This window comes from Citreicoccus inhibens (assembly GCF_019039035.1).
Lineage (GTDB): Bacteria > Myxococcota > Myxococcia > Myxococcales > Myxococcaceae > Citreicoccus > Citreicoccus inhibens.
Genome location: NZ_JAHNZT010000002.1, coordinates 183,845 through 204,057 on the forward strand (window position 1 = coordinate 183,845; position 20,213 = coordinate 204,057).

14 protein-coding genes are annotated in these 20,213 nt (G+C 70.2%); 5 read left to right on the forward strand and 9 right to left on the reverse strand.

Features of this window, described 5'->3' with window-relative positions; all coding sequences use genetic code 11:
* Positions 1-66 precede the first annotated feature (66 nt).
* The 6 genes from KRR26_RS03370 to truD form a co-directional block, all read right to left on the reverse strand.
* On the reverse strand, positions 67-1,554 hold the full coding sequence (locus KRR26_RS03370; protein ID WP_120203939.1) for an FAD-dependent oxidoreductase: 1,488 nt from the start codon (positions 1,552-1,554) through the stop codon (positions 67-69).
* Entirely contained in the window at positions 1,551-2,897 is a 1,347-nt protein-coding gene (locus tag KRR26_RS03375; protein ID WP_217079102.1) for a 2Fe-2S iron-sulfur cluster-binding protein, read from the reverse strand. Before KRR26_RS03375 ends, KRR26_RS03370 begins: the two co-directional genes overlap by 4 nt.
* Before the next feature lie 239 nt (positions 2,898-3,136).
* A complete protein-coding gene (locus KRR26_RS03380) occupies positions 3,137-4,642 on the reverse strand; it encodes a bactofilin family protein (protein WP_217079103.1) in 1,506 nt (501 codons plus the stop codon).
* Positions 4,643-4,649: 7 nt separating this feature from the next.
* Complete coding sequence (locus KRR26_RS03385) at positions 4,650-5,153, reverse strand: anti-sigma factor (RefSeq protein ID WP_120203945.1); 504 nt, start codon at positions 5,151-5,153, stop codon at positions 4,650-4,652.
* Complete coding sequence (locus KRR26_RS03390) at positions 5,150-5,722, reverse strand: RNA polymerase sigma factor (RefSeq protein WP_407931708.1); 573 nt, start codon at positions 5,720-5,722, stop codon at positions 5,150-5,152. The genes KRR26_RS03385 and KRR26_RS03390 overlap by 4 nt, the downstream gene beginning before the upstream one ends.
* 96 nt (positions 5,723-5,818) lie before the next feature.
* Entirely contained in the window at positions 5,819-7,450 is a 1,632-nt protein-coding gene (gene truD, locus KRR26_RS03395; protein ID WP_217079104.1) for a tRNA pseudouridine(13) synthase TruD, read from the reverse strand.
* A 151-nt stretch (positions 7,451-7,601) separates the two neighbouring features.
* Between truD and KRR26_RS03400 the strand changes: the two genes are divergently transcribed.
* The 4 genes from KRR26_RS03400 to KRR26_RS03415 all read left to right on the forward strand — a co-directional run bounded on the left by KRR26_RS03400 (position 7,602) and on the right by KRR26_RS03415 (position 13,314).
* The gene (locus tag KRR26_RS03400; RefSeq protein ID WP_217079105.1) at positions 7,602-9,263 is read left to right on the forward strand and encodes an adenylate/guanylate cyclase domain-containing protein; all 1,662 of its coding nucleotides are present in this window, start codon (positions 7,602-7,604) and stop codon (positions 9,261-9,263) included.
* Positions 9,260-11,536 carry a serine/threonine-protein kinase gene (locus KRR26_RS03405; RefSeq protein ID WP_217079106.1) on the forward strand — a complete coding sequence of 759 codons (2,277 nt, stop codon included), beginning with the start codon at positions 9,260-9,262 and terminating at the stop codon, positions 11,534-11,536. The genes KRR26_RS03400 and KRR26_RS03405 overlap by 4 nt, the downstream gene beginning before the upstream one ends.
* A gap of 215 nt (positions 11,537-11,751) precedes the next feature.
* Positions 11,752-12,288, forward strand: a complete 537-nt coding sequence (locus tag KRR26_RS03410; protein ID WP_120203953.1) for a YceI family protein — start codon at positions 11,752-11,754, stop codon at positions 12,286-12,288.
* A gap of 132 nt (positions 12,289-12,420) precedes the next feature.
* Positions 12,421-13,314: a hypothetical protein gene (locus KRR26_RS03415; RefSeq protein WP_217079107.1), complete on the forward strand. Its 894-nt coding sequence runs from the start codon at positions 12,421-12,423 to the stop codon at positions 13,312-13,314.
* 3 nt (positions 13,315-13,317) lie between these two features.
* Here the strand turns inward: KRR26_RS03415 and KRR26_RS03420 are convergent, their stop codons facing one another.
* Positions 13,318-15,654: a hypothetical protein gene (locus KRR26_RS03420; RefSeq protein WP_217079108.1), complete on the reverse strand. Its 2,337-nt coding sequence runs from the start codon at positions 15,652-15,654 to the stop codon at positions 13,318-13,320.
* A 161-nt stretch (positions 15,655-15,815) separates the two neighbouring features.
* Here KRR26_RS03420 and KRR26_RS03425 point away from each other — a divergent pair, with 161 nt between their 5' ends.
* A complete protein-coding gene (locus tag KRR26_RS03425) occupies positions 15,816-16,868 on the forward strand; it encodes an ABC transporter permease (RefSeq protein ID WP_236068257.1) in 1,053 nt (350 codons plus the stop codon).
* Positions 16,869-16,937: 69 nt separating this feature from the next.
* Here the strand turns inward: KRR26_RS03425 and KRR26_RS03430 are convergent, their stop codons facing one another.
* Both KRR26_RS03430 and KRR26_RS03435 read right to left on the reverse strand, forming a co-directional pair.
* Positions 16,938-18,695 carry a DUF4215 domain-containing protein gene (locus KRR26_RS03430; RefSeq protein WP_120203960.1) on the reverse strand — a complete coding sequence of 586 codons (1,758 nt, stop codon included), beginning with the start codon at positions 18,693-18,695 and terminating at the stop codon, positions 16,938-16,940.
* 153 nt (positions 18,696-18,848) lie between these two features.
* Positions 18,849-20,189 (reverse strand): MFS transporter, encoded by a 1,341-nt coding sequence (locus tag KRR26_RS03435; RefSeq protein ID WP_199723707.1) that lies wholly within the window; start codon positions 20,187-20,189, stop codon positions 18,849-18,851.
* Between the last annotated feature and the right edge of the window lie 24 nt (positions 20,190-20,213).

Consider the following 20,213-nt stretch of genomic DNA (forward strand, 5'->3'; position numbering starts at 1 on the left):
CCATCCTCGCGAAACCAGTCTAGATTGAATAGATGGTTTCTGAGGGTTCCGCGCGAGGGGAGGGGCTCAGCCGATGATCATGTCCTCTCGCTCCAGCTTGCCCTCGGCGAAGCGGCGAAGGTTGAAGCGGGTGAACAGCTCGTCGGACTCGTGGGTGGTCATCCACTGGGCCATGCGCTCGGCGACGGCGGGCGCCATCATGAAGCCGTGGCCGACGAAGCCGGACATCTGGAGCAGGTTGTCCAGGCCCGGGGTGCGGCCGAGCACCGGGTTGTTGTCGGGCGTGACGTCGTAGCAGCCGGCCCACTGGCGCAGCACCTTGACCGAGCCCACCTGGGGCATCTGCTCGATGAGCGCCTCGGCGAAGCGCTTCACGAAGCGCAGCGTGCTGCCCATGTTGAGGCCCGCGGGCTCCAGCGGATCCCCCATGCCGCCCACGATTTCGCCGCGCATGGACTGGCTGAAGTACAGGCCCGTGTCGAGCACGGACACGAGCGGCGCGAGGAAGGGCTTGAGCGGCTCGGTGCTGAGGATTTCATGGCGGTGCGGCTCGTTGGGGAGCTGCACGCCCACGAGCCTGGCCACCTCGGGGCTCCACGCGCCGGAGGCGAGCACCACGGTGTCGCAGGCGATGTCGCCGCGATCCGTCTTCACCTTGCGCACCTGCCCGTTGCTCGTCTCGAAGCCGGTGACCTGGGTATAGGTCTCGACCTTGATGCCGCGCTTCTGACAGCCCTGCGCGTAGCCCCAGAGGAAGGCCCACGGGAAGATGACGCCGTCCTCGGGATTGTAGGCCGCCGTCAGGCAGTCCTTCATGGTGAGGCCAGGGACGATGTCGCGCGCCGCGTCCGGGGTGATGATGCGCGTGGGCACGCCGTACTTGTTGTGCAGCACGGCGTTGCGCTCCAGGCGCTCGGCCACGTCCTTGCGCTTGGCGAGGAAGATGTAGCCGCCCTGGCGCAACCAGACGTTGACGCCCAGGTCGCGCGCGAAGTCCTTCATGAGGTCGATGGAGCGCTTGGCCAGTTCGATCAGCGCGGGCGTGCCCCACTGCATGCGCACGCCGCCGCCGTTGCGGCCGGACGCACCGGCGCACAGATAGCCGCGCTCCAGCACCACCACGTCCGTCTCGCCGCGCAGCGCGAGGTTGTACGCGAGCGACAGGCCCATGATGCCGCCGCCGATGATGACCACCTTGGCCTTGGCGGGCACGGAGCCCTCGGGCCGCAGCGCGGAGGCGAAGTGCTCCAGCTCCTGCGGCACGCCGCCCACGGGCGGCTGGGACTCGTCCACCGGGGCGCTGGCGAGCACGCGCAGCTCGGTGGGGTAGAGCGGCGGGCGCGGGGTGAACGGCACCACCGCCTCCGGCTTGAGCGCCTTCTCGCGCTCCAGCAGCGCGGCCACCGCCGACAGGCAGTTCTTGCCCTGGCAGATGCCGGTGCCGAAGCCGGTGTAGCGCTTGACGGATTCCACGTCGCAGAAGCCGCGCGACACCGCGTGCTTCACATCGCTGACCGTCACGTCCTCACAGGAGCAGACCAACGCCTTGCTCATGACAGCCCTCCGGCGAGCGCCTCGGCCGCGCGGTGTCCGGCGGCCGCCGCGGCCTTCGCCGTCCCAGCCCCGGTGATGTCTCCGGCGACGAACACGTCTGGCACCTCGGTGCGCCCGTCCGCGTCCGCCTCCACCTGGAACGCTCCCGCCTTCGCGTCGAACGTCACCTTCGCGCCGCCCTGGCGCGCCAACTCGAAGCCGGGCGACACCGGAACGGACACGAGCACCGCGTCGCACTCCACCTTGCGACGCCCGCTGCCCTGTGCCTCGAAGCTCAGGGCGCTCACCGCGCGGAGGCCGTGGGCCTTGGGCTCCGCGCCCATGCACGCCGTCGGGTGCGCATCCGGGGGCAGCGGTCCGCGCAGGTCCACCACCGCGGCCACCTTCACGCCGCGCTCGTCCAGCAGGCGGGCCAGCGCGTGCAGCTCCGGACCCCAGCCCACCAGCGTCGCGACCTCGGGCGCCACCGCGTAGCGCCGCAAGAGCAGGCTCGCCGCGCGGCCCGCGTAGACGCCGGGCAGGTCATTGTTCTCGAACGGGTGGATGGGCGGATGGCCACCCACCGCGAGCAGGAAGCGCTCGGCGTAGAGCTTGATGAGGCGCGGTCCTTCCTCGCCGCGCGTCACCACGGCGAGATAGCGCCCGTGCTCGTCGTCATAGAGGCCCAGCGCCGTCGCGCGCGTCATCACGCTGCCCGCGGGGAACGCGGTGGGCTCGGGCACGTGCGGCGCGTCCTGCTCGGGAGCGCCATGCGCCAGACGGCCTCCGAGCACGTCATCGCGCTCCAGGAGCCGGAAGGGGATGCCGCGGGTGGACAGCACGCGCGCGGCCTCCAGGCCCGCGGCGCCCGCGCCCACCACGGCCACGTGGGTGCGCAGCGTCTGGGCGGGGGGAAGCGGATCCGCCGCCTCGCGCGGCAACAGGCCGAGGCCCGCCAGCTGACGGGCCACCTTGGCCATCACCGTCTCGGCCACCGGCACGCCCGCGAACATCTCGTGATGGTCCAGCCCTTTGGGGAAGAACCAGTCGATGGTTTCGAACACATCCACCTTCGCGGAGGGGTAGGCGTTCTGCCGCTCCAGCTTCATGCCCGCCTGCGCGGGCGTGCGGCACGTGTAGACGTTGGGCTGGCCATCCACTCGCATGAGGCAGTGCGAGCAGGCCGCGGCGAAGCAATACGGGCCGCGAGGTCGGTGGTACTTCACGGAGCGGGCAAGCACGGACTCGCCCGCGGCGATGAGCGAGCACGCCACCGGTTCACCTTCGATGGCGGGAATGCTCTCGCCCTCGAGGTCCACGGTGATGGCCCTGCCGCGCGGAGGTACATCGGGGAGGCGTCGCATGGGTGGGCGCAAAATGGCGCACCCGGACCGGGTGGTCAAAGCCTGTCGCGACCCACGCACACACCCCCACGCGGGGCAGTCGACAGTGCGTGTGATGGAGCGCGCGACGTTCTCTTGTACGCACCGCCATGGCGCGGCGCGGTGTGCTGCCTCGCTCGGGCCCCAAACGATTTCGGGGACCGCGACGGGCCGGTGCGGCTCCGTGGCGATCCCCGAAGGGTGCTGCTTGACGCGTTGAGCTAACCGGGCTGGACGGTGTTCTCGTCGCGGAAGATGGGCTCGGGGATTCCGCGCAGCCGCTGACCGAACCGGGTGCGGATGACGGCGCCGAACGCGGCGAGGATGGCGGCGATGTTGGCGAGCCAACCGAGCACCGGGACGTGGCCGAGCGCGAGGAGGATCGACAGGCCGAGCGCCAGCACCACCGCCTGCGTCTTGCGACCGCGCATCACCGGCAACCGCGTGCCCACTTCGCTCGCCACCGCCGCGTAGCCGAGGGCCGCCGCGAGTGGCGCTACGATCCAGAGGAGCACGGCCACCGGGATGCCGATGAGCGTGATGATGAGCACCAGCGTCAGCGGCACGAGCGCGATCGCCCCGAGGAAGCCCGCCATTCCACTCTGTAGCGGGCGGGTGCGGATCTCCTCGCCCAGCTCCTTCATCCGCGTGGGGAAGAAGAGCTGCCCCAGGAAGCCCAGGCCGAAGAGGACCGCGAACTGGAGGATGAAGCTCGCGAACCCATTGGAGCGGCCGTTGTCGTCGTCCTCGTCAGCGTCGCTGCTGGAGTCGTCCGAGTCCGAGTGCTTGCCCATGTCCCGGCTCTTCAGGTGGCGGCCGTTGCGAAGCTCGCGCAGGCCCTCCTTGAGCTCGCCGGCGACGACGCGGCCGATGCCCGCGCCGCCGAAGGACTCGGTGCTGCCGTCCACCTTGGCGCCCTCGGACTTCTGCACGGTGCCGCCGAAGGCCGAGACGTCGCCCTCCACCACGGCGTCGGGCCCGAGGATGACGTTGCCTCCGAAGGCGTGCGCGTCACCTTCCACGTGGCCGCGAATCTCCAGCGTTCCGCCGAAGGCCACCGCGTCATCCTCCACGTGGCCGTTCACGAGCAGGTTGCCGCCGTAGACGACGGCGCTCTCCACCGTCTCGCCCTCCTTGACCTCCAGGGACTGGCCGCGCGCGACCACGTTCTTGGAGCCTCGGCGACCCCCGCGCACCTCGTTCTGGGCCTGCTGGAGCTTCTCGCGCACCGCCTCGCGGACCTGCTGGCGGATGTCCTCGAGGTCCTCGTTCTCCGGCGCGGCGTCGTCGGACTTCGCGCCCCCCTGCGCGGCGACGGCGGCCGGCTTGGGCGGAGCCGGCGGCGCGGGCGGGGCCACCGGCGCGGCGTCCTCCGGCGCGCTGCCCGCGGACTGCTCCTGCGCCGTCATGGGCCGCAGCGTGTAGATGGAGCCGTCCGCGTCGATGCGCAGCGAGTAGGCGCGGGCCACCGTGCGCAGGGCCTGCTCGGCGGTGACGCCGCGCAGTCGCACCTCGGCGGGCGTGTCCAGCGCGCCGGTGACGACGATGTTGATGCCGCCCTTCTCGGCGATGGCCTTGAGCGCATCACGCAGCGTGCCGCGATAGCTCACGTCGATGGTGGGCGCGGCGGCGGCGACCGCGGGGGCCGGAGTGGGGGACTCGGCGCCGAGGGCGAGGGGGGCACCGAGCAGGAGGGCGGAGACGACGAGTCGCGAGGGGATTCTCATGAGGCGCTCAGGCTTCGGTGAGGGAGGGGGAACCGCCGACGAGCCGCTTGAGTCCGAACAGCGAGGTGAGCAGCAAGAGGGCCAGGATGCCCGCGATGCTCACGCCCACCGTGCTCCACAGCGCATGGGCGCCGCTAAGGAGTCCTTCGAAGAACACCCGTCCGTTCACCACCGTGGAGGCCGCGGTGGTGCCCAGCCGGCCCAGGGCCCTGTCGTTGCTGATCAGGTACCCCAGTCCCATGGAAATCGACGTGACGAGGATGATGAGGCCGGACCAGACCTCGCGCTGCCGCGGCACGGGCTCTTCGGCGACCCGGGCCATGACGGAGGCGACCAGCGTGGGCGGCGGGAGCGGATCCGCCAGCCGGTACAGGTCCTGCTCCAACAGGCGGTGCTCCTCGAGGACTCCGGCGCAGGCGTCGCACTCGGCGGCGTGGTCCAGCGCGGGACCCTCGCCGGCCTCCAGCTCCGTGAAGAGCTGCTCCAGGTCCGGGCAGGGATGCGGGCTCATGCGGACTCCTCCTCAGAGGGGGACATCTTCTTGCGGAGCTTCTCGCGGGCGCGGAACAGCCTGGCCATGATGGTGCCCGGCGCGCAGCCGAGGAGCTGGGCGATCTCCTTCGTCGTGCGCTTCTGGACGTAGTAGAGCGCCAGCACTTCGCGGTCGTCCACGGAGAGGGTGTTCATCGCGGCCTCGAGCGACTGGCGCTCCTCGCGGGCGATGGCCCCTTCCTCCTGCGACGCCTCGCCGCTGGCGAGGACCTCCTTCATGGGCTCCAGCTCCTCGGTGCGCACCTTGGTGCGGCGGCGGAGCAGGTCCAGGCAGAGGTTCCGGGTGATGGCGAGCACCCACAGGTCGAACGGACGCGAGTCGTCATACCGGTGGAGGTTCTGGTAGGCGCGGAGCAGGGCCTCCTGCGCCACCTCGGCGGCCTCCGCCTCGCTCTGGAGCAGGCGCAGCGCCAGGCCGTACACCGGCCGCTGGACGCTGCGCACGAGTGCCGCGAAGGCGGAGGGGTCTCCCCGGCGGGCGGCCTGCACGTCCGCCGTCCAGGGGAGGGGGGCGGCTTCCTCAGCCATCAACATTCCGATGGCCAGGGGCAGCGAGTCGAGGGCGAGTGAGTTCACGCCCTCGTCTACGGGAAATCCGCCCACCCATTGCAAACCGCGTCACAATCACTTTTTCTTTCGTGATTTCAGGGCTTTGGCGGCCTTTTCCGCGCGTGCCTGTGCCTTGACGAGCTTGCGCTGGCGCTGCTTCTCCCGGAATCCGAGCGGAACAGCGGGCTCGGGAGGCGGGGGGGCGATGACCTCCGGCTCGGGCGCGGCGCGGCGCGGCCGGGCCGTGGGCGCGCGGGCGTCCTCTCGGGTCGGCGCCTCGGCGTGGGGCTCGGCCTTCGACCGGCGGGCGCTCCAGGCGGGCGCGCTGCTGGGACGGGCAGGGCGGCCGGATGGCGGGGCCTTGCTGGCGAGCGCGCGGTGGCGCGAGGGCCCTGCGTCCGACACGGGGGCCTTGGCTCCCGGGGCGCGGGGGCCGCTGGCGGCGCGAGCGCTGGCGCTCCGGGGCGGGGCCGCGGCCTCCAGCTCGGCGCGCAGCGGACGCTGGGTGGCGCGGATGGTTTCCGCCGAGTCCTCGGCGTACTCGAAGTGGAAGAGGCGCTTGACCACGAGGGTGGCGTAGGCGCCCGGCGGCAGGGTGAAGGCGACGTTGACCTTGATGTCGCCGCGGTTCACCTCGTCGTTCTGCGTGCGGCCCACGACGAGCTTGTGCGGGAACATCAGGAGCGGGCGCTCCTCGGACTTGAAGTAAAGCATCCGAGGGGTCTCCTCGATGCTCAGGTCCTTGAGCGCGAGCTTCTCGCGACCCAGCACCCACTTCACCGCCTCCTCGATCTGCGGATTGGAGAAGGTGGTGTTGGGGCCGAGCAGGGGGAAGGTGGCGTCGCGCAGGGTGCGGAGCACCTCCGGGCTGGCGTCGCGGTGGTGCAGGAGCGTGCCGGCCTGGTAGCGCATGGGGAAGAGGTGCTCGCGCGGCATGAGCAGCTGGAGGTAGCGCCGCACGCCCTCGTTCCAGAGGTAGCTCTGGTACTCGAAGAGCATCATCGCTCGGTAGTCCGAGTCGATCTGCATGAAGGCGCGCACCCAGTCATTGGGGTAGTCGCGCAAGGAGCGCAGGACGCGGTGGTACTTGCGCGAGCCCTCGAAGGGGACGCGGGCGTCCCAGCGGCCCCAGTTGTCGCGCCAGAAGGCCTTCACCTTGGCGTCCTCGGTGCGATCCAACTCCGAGGGCTTGGCGAAGAAGTTGTGCAGCGCGGCCTCGAAGTCGCCCCGGATGAGGTCCTTGGCGATGAAGCCCTGGCCGTGCTTGAGCGAGCCGAAGCGCTGGCTGTCGAAGTAGTTGATGACCCCGAGGCGGTTGACCTCGGCGGCGGCCATGTTGAGGGGGCCGAGGGACTCCGGGCCCAGGGCGCGTACGGTGACGGAGAAACGGTTGGAGGTGATGTTGGCCGCGGAGAGGGCGCGGTCCGTCCGGCCCAGGTACTTCAGGCGCAGGTCGGGGTCCTGCATGTCCACGTCGGAGCCGTCCACCGCGATGAGCTGCTCGGTCCGACCCTGCTTGTCCTTGAGGCCGCAATAACTGATGGCGCCGGGCTTCAGGCCGAAGGCGTCACGGATACGTCCGACCGCGTCGAAGGTGGACAGCTTCTGCTTGTCCATGAGGTACACCCGGTGCTTCCCGGTGGGGACCTCGTCGAAGCGGTAGGACTCCTTCACCGAGAAGTCCTCGGGCTTTTGCTTGATTCGCACGCCAGCCCCCTTAGCAGCGCGGGGGCGTGGTTAGAAGGGCGAGCCCCAGGAAAAGGGGGCCCGGACGCTGACCGGCCGTACAGGAGGCGTATCCGGACGTTCCCCCTGGCTTGGTGGCTCTGGTAGTGTCCGGCGCTCTGAGGATCCGCGCGTGAGCCAGGCACCCGCTCCATTCCCACCCAAGCCCGGGTCGCAGCTGCGTGGGCCGCACCTGACAGGGCGGTTCGCGGACGGCTCGCTTGGGGAGTTTCCGCTCGGCCCGAAGACGTCGCTCGGCCGCCACCCCTCCAACACGCTCCGTCTGGTGGACCGCGAGGTCTCCAAGGAACACGCCATCATCGAGCGCGTGGGCCGGGACTTCGTCCTGAAGGACCTGGGGTCCTCGAACGGGACCTTCGTCAACGGCCGCAAGGTGCTGGAGCTGAAGCTGCGGGACGGGGACGAGATTGCCCTGGGCGCCTCGCGGCTCGTCTTCCACAGCGGCGAGCCGCCGGCGGCCAGCAACACCGCGCCCACCATGCCGGGCGTGACAGTGGTCGCCCACTCGGTCTCCGTGCCGGCGTTCCTGGCGCAGATGGACGCGGTGCCGCAGAACTTCCGGCCGGCCGAGCAGGTGACGGACACGGAGGCGCTGCGCCGGGACTACGAGAAGCTGCGCATCGCGCACGAGTTCCACCGGCAGGTGACGGTCCAGGGGCGGCAGCAGGACCTGTTCGATCAGATCCTCAAGGTGGCCTTCCAGCTTTTGGCCGCGGACCACGGCGTCATCCTCAAGGTGGCGGACGGCCAGTTCATCCCGGTGGCGGTGCAGCACCGGCAGGGCCGGCAGGCCAACGTGATGCTGTCCGACACGGTGCTCAAGCGCGTGGTGGAGACGCGCAAGGCCGTGCTGACGGCGGACGCCATCATCGACGAGCGCTTCAGCGCCGCGGAGAGCATCGTCGCGCAGGGCATCCGCTCGGCCATGGCCGTGCCGCTGATGGTCAACGAGAAGCTCCAGGCGGTGCTGTTCCTGGACAGCCGGCAGCAGATCAACGCCTTCTCCGAGAAGGACCTGGCCATCCTCTCCGGCATCGCCGCTCAGGCCGGCATCGCGCTGGAGAACGCGGCGCTGGCCGAGCAGATCCGCGCCGAGGCAGTGACGCGCGCCGAGCTGTCGCGCTTCCTGTCCAAGGCGGTGGCGGACGCGGTGATCAACGGTGGGACGGAGGACCTGCGCCAGAGCCGGCTCGCGGAGGTCAGCTGCCTGTTCGCGGACATCCGGGGGTTCACCACCCTGGCGGAGAACGATTCGCCGCAGGAGGTGGTGTCCATGCTCAACGCCTTCTTCACGGCGATGGCGGACGTGGTGTTCCGCTACGAGGGCAACCTGGACAAGTTCATCGGGGACTGCGTGATGGCCGTGTGGGGCCCGCCGTCCTCGCACCCGGATGATCCGGGCCGAGCGCTGCGCGCCGCGCTGGAGATGCAGGACGCCGTGACGGAGCTCAACCGGCAGCGCGTGCTGGCGGGCAAGCGCCCCATCGAGGTGGGCATCGGCGTCAACACGGGTCAGGCGGTTGTCGGCTACATGGGCAGCGCCGAGCGGCACGAGTTCACCGCCATCGGCGACACCGTGAACACCGCATCGCGCCTGTGCGGACTGGCCAAGAGCGGCGAGGTGCTGGCCTCGGAGATGACCGTGCGCAAGGCGGGCCCGGGCTTCGACGTGGAGGCGCTGCCGGTCCTACAGGTGAAGGGCAAGGAGAAGGGCGTCCAGACGTACCGCGTCCACGGCGCCGAGCTGACCACCTCCACCTCGCGTCGCGCATGAGCACGACGCGGCAGGCCTGCCCCAACTGCGGCGTGGTGCACGACACGCGGGTGTACGTGAGCGGCCAGAAGGTGGCCTGCCGTTGCGGCATCCGCTTCGAGGTCCGTCGCAACGACGTCTCCCTCATCCGGCCCGCGGCGCGGCTGGAGGAGGGGCAGGCCACCCTCGTCCCGCACCCCGCGGAGCCTCCGGCGCAGAGGCCCGCCCAGGTGCCGAGCGAGGCGTCGGTGTCACTTTCCGCCGGCTCGGGTGTTTCTCCCGCCATGGACGCGAGCGAACCCGCGCGCGCGGGTCGACCGGGCGGGGACGAGGTGGGTGGAACTGCTCCCGTGGGGGGGGCCTGGGCACCCGTGTCCCGAGAGCCCTCGGGAGTCGCGCTGCCCTCCACGCCCGGCGTGGAGGACGCGGCGGGCGCCGGTGCGGCCACCCTGGTGCGCGGCTCTGCGCCTGGGTCCGCGTCGTCGGCCGTGACGCCGGTGGCGAGCGGGGCGGAGGAGGGCGCGGAGACGTTCGTGGCGGCGCCTCGGCCCGAGCTGCCGGGCTTCGAGTTGCAAGAGGTGCTGGGGCGGGGCGGGATGGGCGAGGTGTGGCGCGCGCGACAGCAGTCGCTCGGGCGTACGGTGGCGGTGAAGCTGTTGCCGCCGCGGCTCGCCAAGGATCCGGAGTTCGTCACCCGCTTCGAGAAGGAGGCCACCGCGCTGGCGGCGCTGAGCCACCCGCACATCGTGCAGATCATCGACCGGGGCGTGGTGGGCGAGCACTACTACTTCGTCATGGAGTACGTGGAGGGCCGCTCGCTGCGCGAGGCGATGAGCACGGGCGAGGGCCTCACGCCGCAGCAGACGCTGAAGCTGCTGCTCCAGGTGTCGCGCGCCATCGAGTGCGCGCACGACAAGGGCATCATCCACCGCGACCTCAAGCCGGAGAACATCCTGCTGGACGCGCGCGGCCACGTGAAGGTCGCGGACTTCGGGTTGGCGGGCATCCGGCAGCCGGACTCGCGCCTGCAGCTGACCGCGACCGCGGTGGCCATGGGGACGCTCAATTACATGGCGCCCGAGCAGCGCCGCGACGCGAAGAACGTGGACGGGCGCGCGGACCTCTTCTCCCTGGGGGTCATGCTCTACGAGGCGCTCACCGGCGAGCTGCCGCTGGGCCGCTTCAAGCTGCCCTCGGCACGCGTCCCCGGGTTGGATCCCCGCGTGGACGCCGTGGTGGAGCGCCTGCTGGAGACGGAGCCCGCCGCCCGCTACGCGAACGCCGGTGAGGTGTGCGCGGCGTTGGAGGTAATGGTCTCCAGTTCGTCCGCGCCGGCGCTGGCGCTGGGGGACTCCGCGCGGGCGTTTCCGTCGGGGACGCCTCGGGCGCGCAGCGAGCTGACGCGGCGGCTGCGGCTGGGTTGGCGGCGCGTGCGCGCGGGCCTGTCCGTGGTGGGCGGGCTGGCGCTCCTGGGGCTCACCGTGCGGTGGGCCGTGGGGCCCGTGAGCCTGCACGTGGGCCAGGATGACAAGGTCGTCATCGGCACCCAGGGCGTGAAGGTCCGGCCGGGCACTCAGCCCTGGCCTCCCAACACGGAAGGCGAGGTGTTTGCCTCGGCCAACGTGGTGGAGGGCCCGGGCGGCACCACGCGGTTCGAGGTGGGCTTCGACGCGGGCGAAGAGGAGCTCAACGTCCACAGCGGCGAGTGGAAGATGCAGGATGGGCAGCTCCAGGCGCGCCAGGGCGGCAAGGAGACGGACGGGCATCGCCTGGTGCCGCGCGCGTACGTGGCCCACCGCTACTTCATGAGCGACGACTTCACGTCCGAGGTGCTCATGGACGTGAAGCCGCTGGGGCCGGCCTATCCCGAGGAGCCGGACGCGCAGCACTTCGGTGAGCTGGCCTTCCGCATCAAGGATCTCCAGGTGTCCGCCTTCGCCATCCCCGAGGTGGGCATGCGGCTGTCCTGGCGCTACATCACCGACGCGGGGCAGGAGATTGTCGGCAACAGCGCGCAGGACCTGGACAACATGGTGGCGGACGAGATGCCGCTGCCCACGCACGGGCCCTTCCTCGTGCGACTCCAGCTCCGGCGCCTGAAGAGCGACGCCGTGAAGGTGGAGGCGTTCCTCAACAACCAGCTGTTCGCGAGCAAGGTGCTGCCCGGCTTCCAAGGGCGCGTGGGCAAGGTGGCGCTCGGCTGCCGCAACCTCGCGTGCACCTTCGATGACCTCAAGGTGCGGGGCGTGCTGGGCGCTCGGCCCGCGCGCAAGGTGGCCGCGGGCATCGAGTAGCGCCGCGGGCACCCGAGCCGTGTCCGTCCAGGAAGGTAGGAGTGGGAGCGGCTGCCCCCGCCGTGAACGCGGCGTGCGAACTGGCGTGGTCGCGCTACACCCTGGGTCGGGCCGCACGCGGCGCGCCTTCTCCGGGCGCGGACACCTCTGCTGCAATGCAGGGGCTCGCACTGGATTTCCCCCCTCGTCCCCCTCACCGCGAGCCCCCTCTCGCCATGCCTCTCTCCACGTGGACCATTGATCCTGCCCACTCCTCCGTCCTCTTCATCGCGCGCCACATGGTGGTCGCGAAGGTGCACGGTCGCTTCGAGCGCGTCACCGGAACCCTTCGGGTCGATCCCCAGCAGCCCACGCAGGGGGAGGTGGACGTGGAGGTGGCGACGGCGAGCATCTACACGGGCTCACCCGAGCGCGACGCGCACCTGCGCTCGCCCGAGTTCCTGGACGTGGAGGTGTCCCCGCGGCTGTCGTTCCGGGGCGTTCAGCAGGAGGCCGTGGTGGGCGCGGGCTTCCGCGTCCTGGGGGACCTGACCCTGCGCGGCGTGACGAAGCCCGTGCTCCTGGAGGCGCGTCATCTGGCGGCTCAGAAGGACCTGTGGGGCAACATGCGCCTCATCTACACGGCGCGCACCACGCTGAACCGCTCGGACTTCGGCATCCGCTGGAACAAGACGCTCGATAACGGCGGCTGGCTGGTGGGCGAGAAGGTGGACATCGAGTTGGACATCCAGGCCGTGCCCGCGGCCGCCTGACGTCCATCGTCGGACGGAGGACGGCCACCTGCCCCGGGAGTGGCCTTGCCCGAGGCCGCCCGACGCCCAACCCTTGTCCCGCGCGACGCGCCCCCCAGGACGCGTGCGTGGAACAGCTCGGCGGGGGTCGGGATGGAGTCGTGGCGCATCCTGCTGGCGCCCTTCTACGCGGCGGCGCTGGCCGCGTGGGTGGTCGCGGCCATCACGTTTGGAAGGCGCGAGCCGGGGCCCTCGCTCGCGCTGCGCGTGCACCTCCTGTGGCTGACGCTGCTGGCGATCGGCTCGCTGTTGGTGCTCGTGCAGTTCCGGCATGAGTCCCTGATGGAGGGGGACCCGTTCGATACGCTGTGGCGCGCCGTGGCCAGCGGCCTGTTGGTGCTGGCCGGGGCGCTCGCGGTGAGCGGTTCGCGCGCGCGCCTGCGGGCCGTGGCCCTGCGCTCGTGTGCTCCGCTGTCCTTGGATGAGGCGGTGGCCGAGCTGCGCGCGGGGCGTCCGCCTGGCATCGCGGTCTATGGCGGGGTGCTGGAGGCCACGGACTCGCTGGTGTCCCCCGGTGGCGTGACGTGCGCGTTCTACGACGCGGCCGTGCACGCGGTGGCGCCGCGAGGACGCCGAGGGCCGCTGCTGTCCCGCGAGCGGGCCTACGTGCCCGTGCTGTCGCTCCGGGGCACCACCACGCGCGCCACCGTGCGCTTCGCGCCCTCCACGCTGCGGGCGCCGCTGGAGGTGCGGCGGTGCCGGAGCGCCTCCGTCTCATTCGGGGGGCTCGGGGACTCTGCGGACGCGCTGTCCTGGGAGCGCGTGGGGCTGGCGGGCGAGGCCTGCCTCGTGGAAGGCGAGCTGCGTCCGGGCCGCACCCAGGGAAGCTACGAGTTGCGCGGGCGGGATGGTCGTCCCGCGCTGGTCATCCTGGGAGACGAAGCCCCCAGCACGGGCGCCGTGCTGGCGCGCCGGGCGTGGGGGCGGTTCGTGGTGGCCGGAGCGCTGTCCGCCACCGCGATGCTCGTGTTGTCTCGCGCGATGTGAGCGCTACGGGGTGCCCGAGCCGCGCGCGGTGGTGAAGACGAGCTGCTGATCCTTCTCCACGCGCTTGACGGTGAACGTGCGCTCCACGCTGGCCAGCCCGCGCGACGTGCCCTTCGCCAGCTCCAGCAGCAGGGCGCCGGTGGCGCGCAGGTGGAACCCAGTGTTCCACATGCCTTCGAGCTTGCCGAACACGGTCTGGAAGGACTCCGGTCCCCAGCGCTGGGCGAAGGCGTTGTTCAGGTGCGTCACGCCCTCCACGAAGTCGAGGCACTTGCCCAACGTGCGTGGGTTCTTGTCCGTCACCTCCGCGAACGAGAACGCGCCCCCGGGCGGACGGAAGATGGACTCGATGGCCATCAGGTCCTGGCCCACCGCATGCGCGGATGCGTCGTTCTTCAGGACCCAGCCGGCGATCTGCGCGGCGCGGGTGGGGGCGAGGTCCTGCACGCGGGCGCTGCCGTTCTGCCGCACCTCGCGCAGGTAGGCGTCCCACATGGGGCCGTAGACAATCTGCCGGGTGTCCGCGCGAGCGCGGGCGGTGTTGCTGCTCCACGGCATGGCGCGCGCGAGCACCCGCGCGAAGAGCGCCACGTCGAAGCCCTGGAGCCCGGGGAGCATGGCGCGGAAGGTGTCGTTGTCGACCTTCAGGTCGAGCCGCGTCTCCAACGCCTCCGTGTTCACCGCGTCCTTCAGCGAGTCCAGGATGCCCGGCACGTCCTTCTCGTCCAGCGCGCCCCAGACGACCGCGTCATCCATCGCGGCGGAGAGGTCATCGCGCGACAGCTTCTTCTTGCTGCCCGACAGCATGAAGTGCAGGCCGCAGTAGAAGTCCGAGGCCACGGGGGAGGGGGAGAACTGCGTCATCTCCGCCTTGAGGTCCACCATCCACTGGCCCCGGGTGCCGAGCAGCGTGTCCTCGTAGCCGCGCTGTCCCTGGAAGGCCATGCGCCGAGCGCCCTGCACGTTCTCCTGCGTCACCCAGCTCAGCTCGCGCGTGGTGCGTGAGGTGAGCACCTCGGCGCTCCCGAGCCCCAGCGTGAAGCCATAGTTGTGGCGCACCGCGAGGCTCGTCTGGCGCAGGAAGCTCTTGAGGGTGAAGGCCTGGGCATGGGCCGGATCCCGCAGCCAGCCGAGCAGGTCCTCCAAGTTGCCGCGGATGAGCCCGCCATGGAACTGCATGGCCACGGCGTCATCCAGTTCCACTTGCAACAGGGTGGACGCTTGGGGAATGCGCAGGTATTCGTACCGGAAGCCCGCGGAGATCTGCGCCTGGGCGACCTTCTCCAGGGTGGACTGGAGGGTCGCCTTCAGCTCCTCCCACTTCGCCTTCACGGTGGTCAGGTCGGCGAGCTGCGGATCCAACCCGAGGCGGTCCAGGATGAGCGCGAGCGCCTTCTTCTCCAGGTCCGAGAGCTGGCGGTTGGCGGCCTTCTCCACCAGCGCGTCCACCTCCGCCATGGGCTTGCCGGCGATGGCCGTGACGAGGTCCGCGAGCTTGTCCTTCACCGCGTTCTTGTCCGCGAACTCCAGCGACAGGCTCAGCCCGGCGCCCATCGCCGTTTCGCGGGACTTCGCCTTGCGCACCGCGACCTCGATGCGCCCCGTGCGCGGGCGGGAGAAGGACACCTGGAAGTCATCCGTGACGGACACGGACGCCGTCACCGAGGCGCTCAAGGCGAGCTTGATGCCCAGCAACTCGCCGCCCTTCACGAAGGTGAGCGCCGCCAGGTTGGCCGTGAAGAGGTCCGCCCAATTGACCGTCACGGAGGTCTTGAGCTGGCCGCGCGTCTGCCAGCCCAGCGCGTCGCCCACGCCCAGCTTGCTCAGGTCGGTCTGCTGCACCGCGAGCCGAGGCGCGGAGAGGTCCGCTTTCACGGCGGCGGGCATGCGCTCGTCCAGGCCGTGGGCCCGGTAGTCAGACAGCGTCGCGGCGAACTCGCCCTGGCCCGAGGCGGCGACGAAGAAGACCTTCGCGTTCGCGCCGGACTTGATGCGCGCGGACACCTGGTAGCGCATCCATCCCCGCGTTCCATCGAGCAGGAGCTGCGGTTGGAGCGACGTGCCCGCGCCGTTGGGGGACGTCTGCGGCGGATCCCCCACGATGCCGTTGTCGTCCTTGTCCCCGACCGAGTTGAAGTTGCGGAGGGTGCCGTCGCCCGCGGCTTCGAACGAGAGGGTGAAGTCCTTCAGGTCCAGGAGGGGCGGGAGGATGTTCTCGCGCGTGAAGGTCCCTTGCGCCACGGTCACGTCGATGTCCTGCGCGCCCAGGTTCACGTCCGGAATCTTCTGAGCCAGTGCGTCCGGAATCTTGTCCAGCAGTCGGTTCAGCGTGTCCGCCATGTGGGAGCCCCCCAGGGGTGTGTCAGCGCCACCGCGGGCGCCGAGGCCCTGGTCGTACGCCGTCCTCGCACGTCCGGCAAGCTGCACTCGAATTGCATGAAAGGCGGCAAAACGACCCGGAGGTGATGTCTTATGCTCGGGGCCTTCCGGGAGCCCCATCCATGACCGAGTTCCTGTTGGATCTCCGCCTCGCGCTGCGTCGGATGCGCCGTGAGCCTGGGTTCACCCTCGTGGTCGTGGCCACGCTCGCGCTGGCGATGGGCGCGACCACGGCCGTGCTCAGCGCGGTCTACCGGGTGATGGTTCGGCCGTTGCCCTATCCCGCGTCTGAGCAGTTGGTGCGGCTCTATCAGTCCACGCCGCAGCGGGAGCGCATCGGGGTGTCGTACGGGGCGCTCCAGGCGTGGCGTGAGCGCACCCACGCCTTCCAGGCGCTGGAGGGGCTGTCGAAGCAGGACATGACGCTCACCGGTGAGGAGGGCGCCGAGCGGGTCATGGTGGGCCGCGCGACGGATGGGCTCTTACCGCTGTTGGGGGCCTGGCCCCACTTGGGACGGCCGTTCGCTCCCGACGCAGAGAACTCGGGGCGAGCGCGGGACGTGTTGATCTCCGCGTCGTTGTGGCAGCGGCGATTCGGCGGTCGCCCCGACGTGGTCGGGCAGGTGCTCACGCTCGATGGCGCACCGCACACGGTCCTCGGCGTGCTACCGGCGACCTTCCGCTTCGCGCCCGAGGTGGACCTCTGGATGCCCCTGGTGCCCCGCGTGGCCGAGGGAGAGGCGCCCGAGGCCATCTTCTTGCGGGCCGTGGCGCGACTGCGGCCCGGTGTCTCGGTGGTATCGGCGCGCGCGGAGTTGACCCCCGTGGCCGCCGCGCTCGCCCGGGAGCCTGCGCATGCGCGCGAGCCCGCGGGGGTGCGCGTCGTTCCGCTCCAGGCGCAGCTCGCGGAGGACTCCCAGGAGCCGCTGACGTTGCTCGCGGGGGTGGGGCAGGGGCTGCGCCTCACCGGCTTGGGCGTGGCGCTGGGGCTTGTGGGGGCCGCGGTGCTGGCGCGGAGCCTCGCGGGGATGGTTCACGGGGTCGCGCCGTTGGATCCCGTGACGTTCGTGGCGGTGCCCGGCGTGTTGGCGACCGTGGCGTTGCTGGCGAGCTGGTTGCCCACGCGTCGGGCGCTGCGCGTGTCCCCCGGTGAGGCGCTGCGGCGCGACGGTTAGGCGGGTGAAAAGAAGAGGGCCGCTGTCGGAGAGGTCTCCGCCAGCGGCCCTCGAGCAGGTCAGCTCAACTCAGCCGATGATGGACTTGCAGGTGGCGCTGCACGTGCGCGTCGGGCCGCCGTCGTCGCACTCCTCGCCGTAGTCCGCGTCGATGCGCTTGTCGCCGCAGCGGGGGCCCCACACGCAGCCCGGGGAGCACTGGTTGTAGCCGCCCAGATTGCCATCCTTGTTGTCGCACTCCTCGCCCGCCTCGACCGTGCCGTTGCCGCAGGTGGAGGTGCACGTGGTCGTCTTGGTGGTGAAGTTGCTCAGGGTGAGCTTGTACGAGGACGCGGTCGTGTGGCGCTCGGCCTGGAGCACGACGACCTCGTAGATGCGGCCCTTCTGCAGTCCCAGATTGCTCACCATCGTGGCGTTGGTGAGGTCGACCGAGCCGTTCATCGCGCCGTGCACGCCGCCCAAGTCCAGCGCGAGCTTGCCGTTGATGAAAACCCAGACGTCGTCGTCACCGCGGAAGGCGAGCACCTCGGTGCCCTTGAACTCGAACCAGTAGCGGACCTCGCTGGTGAAGCTGAAGTTGTGACCGTTCGTGCGCTTGGGCTCCTTGCCCAGCGCCACCCAGCCCTTGTCATCCAGCGGGAAGAAGTTCGGCTCGTCGAAGACGTAGATGCCGGAGGTGGGGCCGCCCGCGGTGTTGCGGGTCAGCTTCATGGTGGACACGTACGGGATGTTCACGTTCTTGGTGTCCTTGTACCACTGGTCAAAGGCCGCCTTGCCGTGGGTGGTCGCCGAGCCCGAGCCATCCACGCCCTTGGCATACACAGGCTTGTGCGTCGTGGCGTCCAGCGGCGAGTAGAGCGGCCCCAGGATGCCCGTCTCGGCGGCGTTGCCATTCTCGAAGTCGATGTGGCCCGCGGGCAGGGTGCCGTCAGCTTGCAGGTCGGCGCCGCGGAAGTCGCGGTAGACGATGGTGAGGTTCACGGAGTCCGGCAGGGTCGTGTCGGCGATGGTGCAGTTGAAGCCCGGCTCCAACTGACACGTGTGCGAGCAGCCGTCGTTGTCGCGGGTGTTGCCGTCATCGCACTGCTCGGTCTTGGTGCCGGGGAGCATCACGCCGTCGCCGCAGACCTCCTGGCAGATGCCGTTGGGGCACTTGGGCTCATTGCGGCACAAGGGCGAGCAGCCATCGCCCAGGTCGTTGTTGCCGTCATCGCACTGCTCATTGCCCTCGACGACGCCGTCGCCACAGCGGATGGCCACGCACGCGGCGCCGGGCGTCGGGCACTTGAAGTTGTCCTCGACGCGGCAGGTGGCGCTGCAGCCGTCCCCTGCCTTGTTGTTGCCGTCGTCGCAGTCCTCATCGCCGGCGATGATGCTGTCGCCACACTGCTTGGCCACGCAGCGCCCGCCGCTCTTGGGGCAGTTCCAGCCCGCCTCCTCCTTGCAACTCGACGAGCAGCCATCTCCAGAGGCGGTGTTGTGGTCGTCGCAGCTCTCGCCCGTCTCCACCACGCCGTTGCCGCAGACCGGGATGCGGTAACAGGGCTTGCCTGCCTCCGGGCACGTGAAGCCCGCCTCGACCGCGTCACACTTGGCCGAGCACCCATCTCCTGAGATGGTATTACCGTCGTCACACGCCTCGGAGTCGTGCTTGATGTTGTCGCCGCAGACCGCGACCGTCGGCTTGGGGCCGGTGTCTGGCTCTCCTGGATCCGTGCCGCCATCTGGATCCTTGCTGGGGGTCGAGCCGCCACAAGCGGCGAGGGTGAGCATGAGGGAGGTCAACAACACCCTCAAAAGCAGGGGGCGGGTCGAGGAGGTCACCATAGGACGCCGATCGTGGGAGGGCCGAGGACAGGGTGTCAACCTCAACATCCCCGAGGGCAGACCGGTGTTGAACGCGCGAGCAGGGGTATCAGACTTGTGCAGGTGGGCGCGATCGAGGTGGGTTCCTCTCCTGCATCGTCACACTCCACACGGTCACCCGGAGGCGGCTCGGCCCGTGTCGTCCGCCTGAGACGGCGCGAGGGGGCGCGGGCTGGCCGTGGACTCACCCTCGGCGGTGATACGGCTGGTGTCGCGTGTATCACGCATGAAGACATACACGGCCAGCGAGCAGGCGATGGCGGCGGTGACGTACCAGAAGAACCAGGACTCGTGTCCCGCCAGCTTCAGTCTCGTGGCCACGTATTCGGCGCTGCCGCCAAAGACAGACACCGTGAGCGCATACGGCAGCCCCACCCCGAGGGCGCGGATGCGAGCGGGGAACAGCTCGGCCTTCACCACGGCGTTGATGGACGTGTAGCCCGAGAGGATGCCCAGCGCCGCCATGACGAGCAGGAACGCGGTGAGGGCATCGCGCGTCTGGGTGAGCGCGGTGAGCAAGGGAACGGTGCACAGGGTCCCCAGGATTCCAAAGCCCATCAGCACCGGGCGGCGGCCCACCTTGTCCGAGAGCCAGCCGAACACGGGTTGCAGCAGCATGTACACGAACAAGCTGGACACCGAGACGCGCGTGGACTGCTCGCGCGTCAGGCCCACGGAGTTCACCAGGAACTTCTGCATGTAGACGGTGTATGTGTAGAACGCGAGCGTGCCGCCCATCGTGAGGCCCACCACGGTGGCGATCTCCCTCGGGTGGCGCAGCAGCTCGCGCAAGGGGTGGGCGCGGGCCTGCGCGTGCGCCTCGTGCTGGAACGCCTGGGTCTCCACCATGTCGCGCCGCACGGCGAAGCCCACCACCGCGAGCAGCGCGCCCAGGAGGAACGGGATGCGCCAGCCCCATGACTGGAGTTCGGCCTCGGTGAGCACGACTTGCTGGAGGACGAGCAGCGTCACCGTGGCGAGCAGCTGGCCCATGATGAGGGTGACGTACTGGAACGAGCTGAAGAAGCCCCGGTGGCGCGAGGTGGCGACCTCGCTCAAGTAGGTGGCGCTGGTGCCGTACTCGCCGCCCAATGACAGCCCTTGCAGCAGTCGGGCGAGGAGGAGCACGGCGGGGGCCCACACGCCGATGCGCTCATACGTGGGGCACAGCGCGATGACGAGCGAGCCCAGGCACATGAGCGCGACGGAGAGGGTCAACGCGGCGCGGCGCCCGTGGCGATCCGCGTGGAGCCCCATCAGCCATCCCCCCACGGGGCGGATGAGAAAGCCCAGCGCGAAGACGCCCGCTGAGTTGAGCTGCTCGACGACGGGATCCGCGGAGGGGAAGAACGCCTTGGCGAAGTACAGCGAGAAGGCGCTGTACACGTAGAAGTCGTACCACTCGATGAGGTTGCCGACCGAGCCACCGAGAATCGAGAGCAGACGCTGGCGCATGTCGCGCCTTCTATCCCAGCTTCG

Coding starts and splice junctions, on each gene's coding strand:
- KRR26_RS03415 (WP_217079107.1), top strand. CDS start 12,421: ATGGAGTCGTGGCGCATCCTGCTGGCGCCCTTCTACGCGGCGGCGCTG.
- KRR26_RS03410 (WP_120203953.1), top strand. CDS start 11,752: ATGCCTCTCTCCACGTGGACCATTGATCCTGCCCACTCCTCCGTCCTC.
- KRR26_RS03390 (WP_407931708.1), bottom strand. CDS start 5,722: ATGGCTGAGGAAGCCGCCCCCCTCCCCTGGACGGCGGACGTGCAGGCC.
- KRR26_RS03425 (WP_236068257.1), top strand. CDS start 15,816: ATGACCGAGTTCCTGTTGGATCTCCGCCTCGCGCTGCGTCGGATGCGC.
- KRR26_RS03370 (WP_120203939.1), bottom strand. CDS start 1,554: ATGAGCAAGGCGTTGGTCTGCTCCTGTGAGGACGTGACGGTCAGCGAT.
- KRR26_RS03375 (WP_217079102.1), bottom strand. CDS start 2,897: ATGCGACGCCTCCCCGATGTACCTCCGCGCGGCAGGGCCATCACCGTG.
- KRR26_RS03435 (WP_199723707.1), bottom strand. CDS start 20,189: ATGCGCCAGCGTCTGCTCTCGATTCTCGGTGGCTCGGTCGGCAACCTC.
- KRR26_RS03380 (WP_217079103.1), bottom strand. CDS start 4,642: ATGAGAATCCCCTCGCGACTCGTCGTCTCCGCCCTCCTGCTCGGTGCC.
- KRR26_RS03385 (WP_120203945.1), bottom strand. CDS start 5,153: ATGAGCCCGCATCCCTGCCCGGACCTGGAGCAGCTCTTCACGGAGCTG.
- KRR26_RS03405 (WP_217079106.1), top strand. CDS start 9,260: ATGAGCACGACGCGGCAGGCCTGCCCCAACTGCGGCGTGGTGCACGAC.
- KRR26_RS03430 (WP_120203960.1), bottom strand. CDS start 18,695: ATGGTGACCTCCTCGACCCGCCCCCTGCTTTTGAGGGTGTTGTTGACC.
- KRR26_RS03420 (WP_217079108.1), bottom strand. CDS start 15,654: ATGGCGGACACGCTGAACCGACTGCTGGACAAGATTCCGGACGCACTG.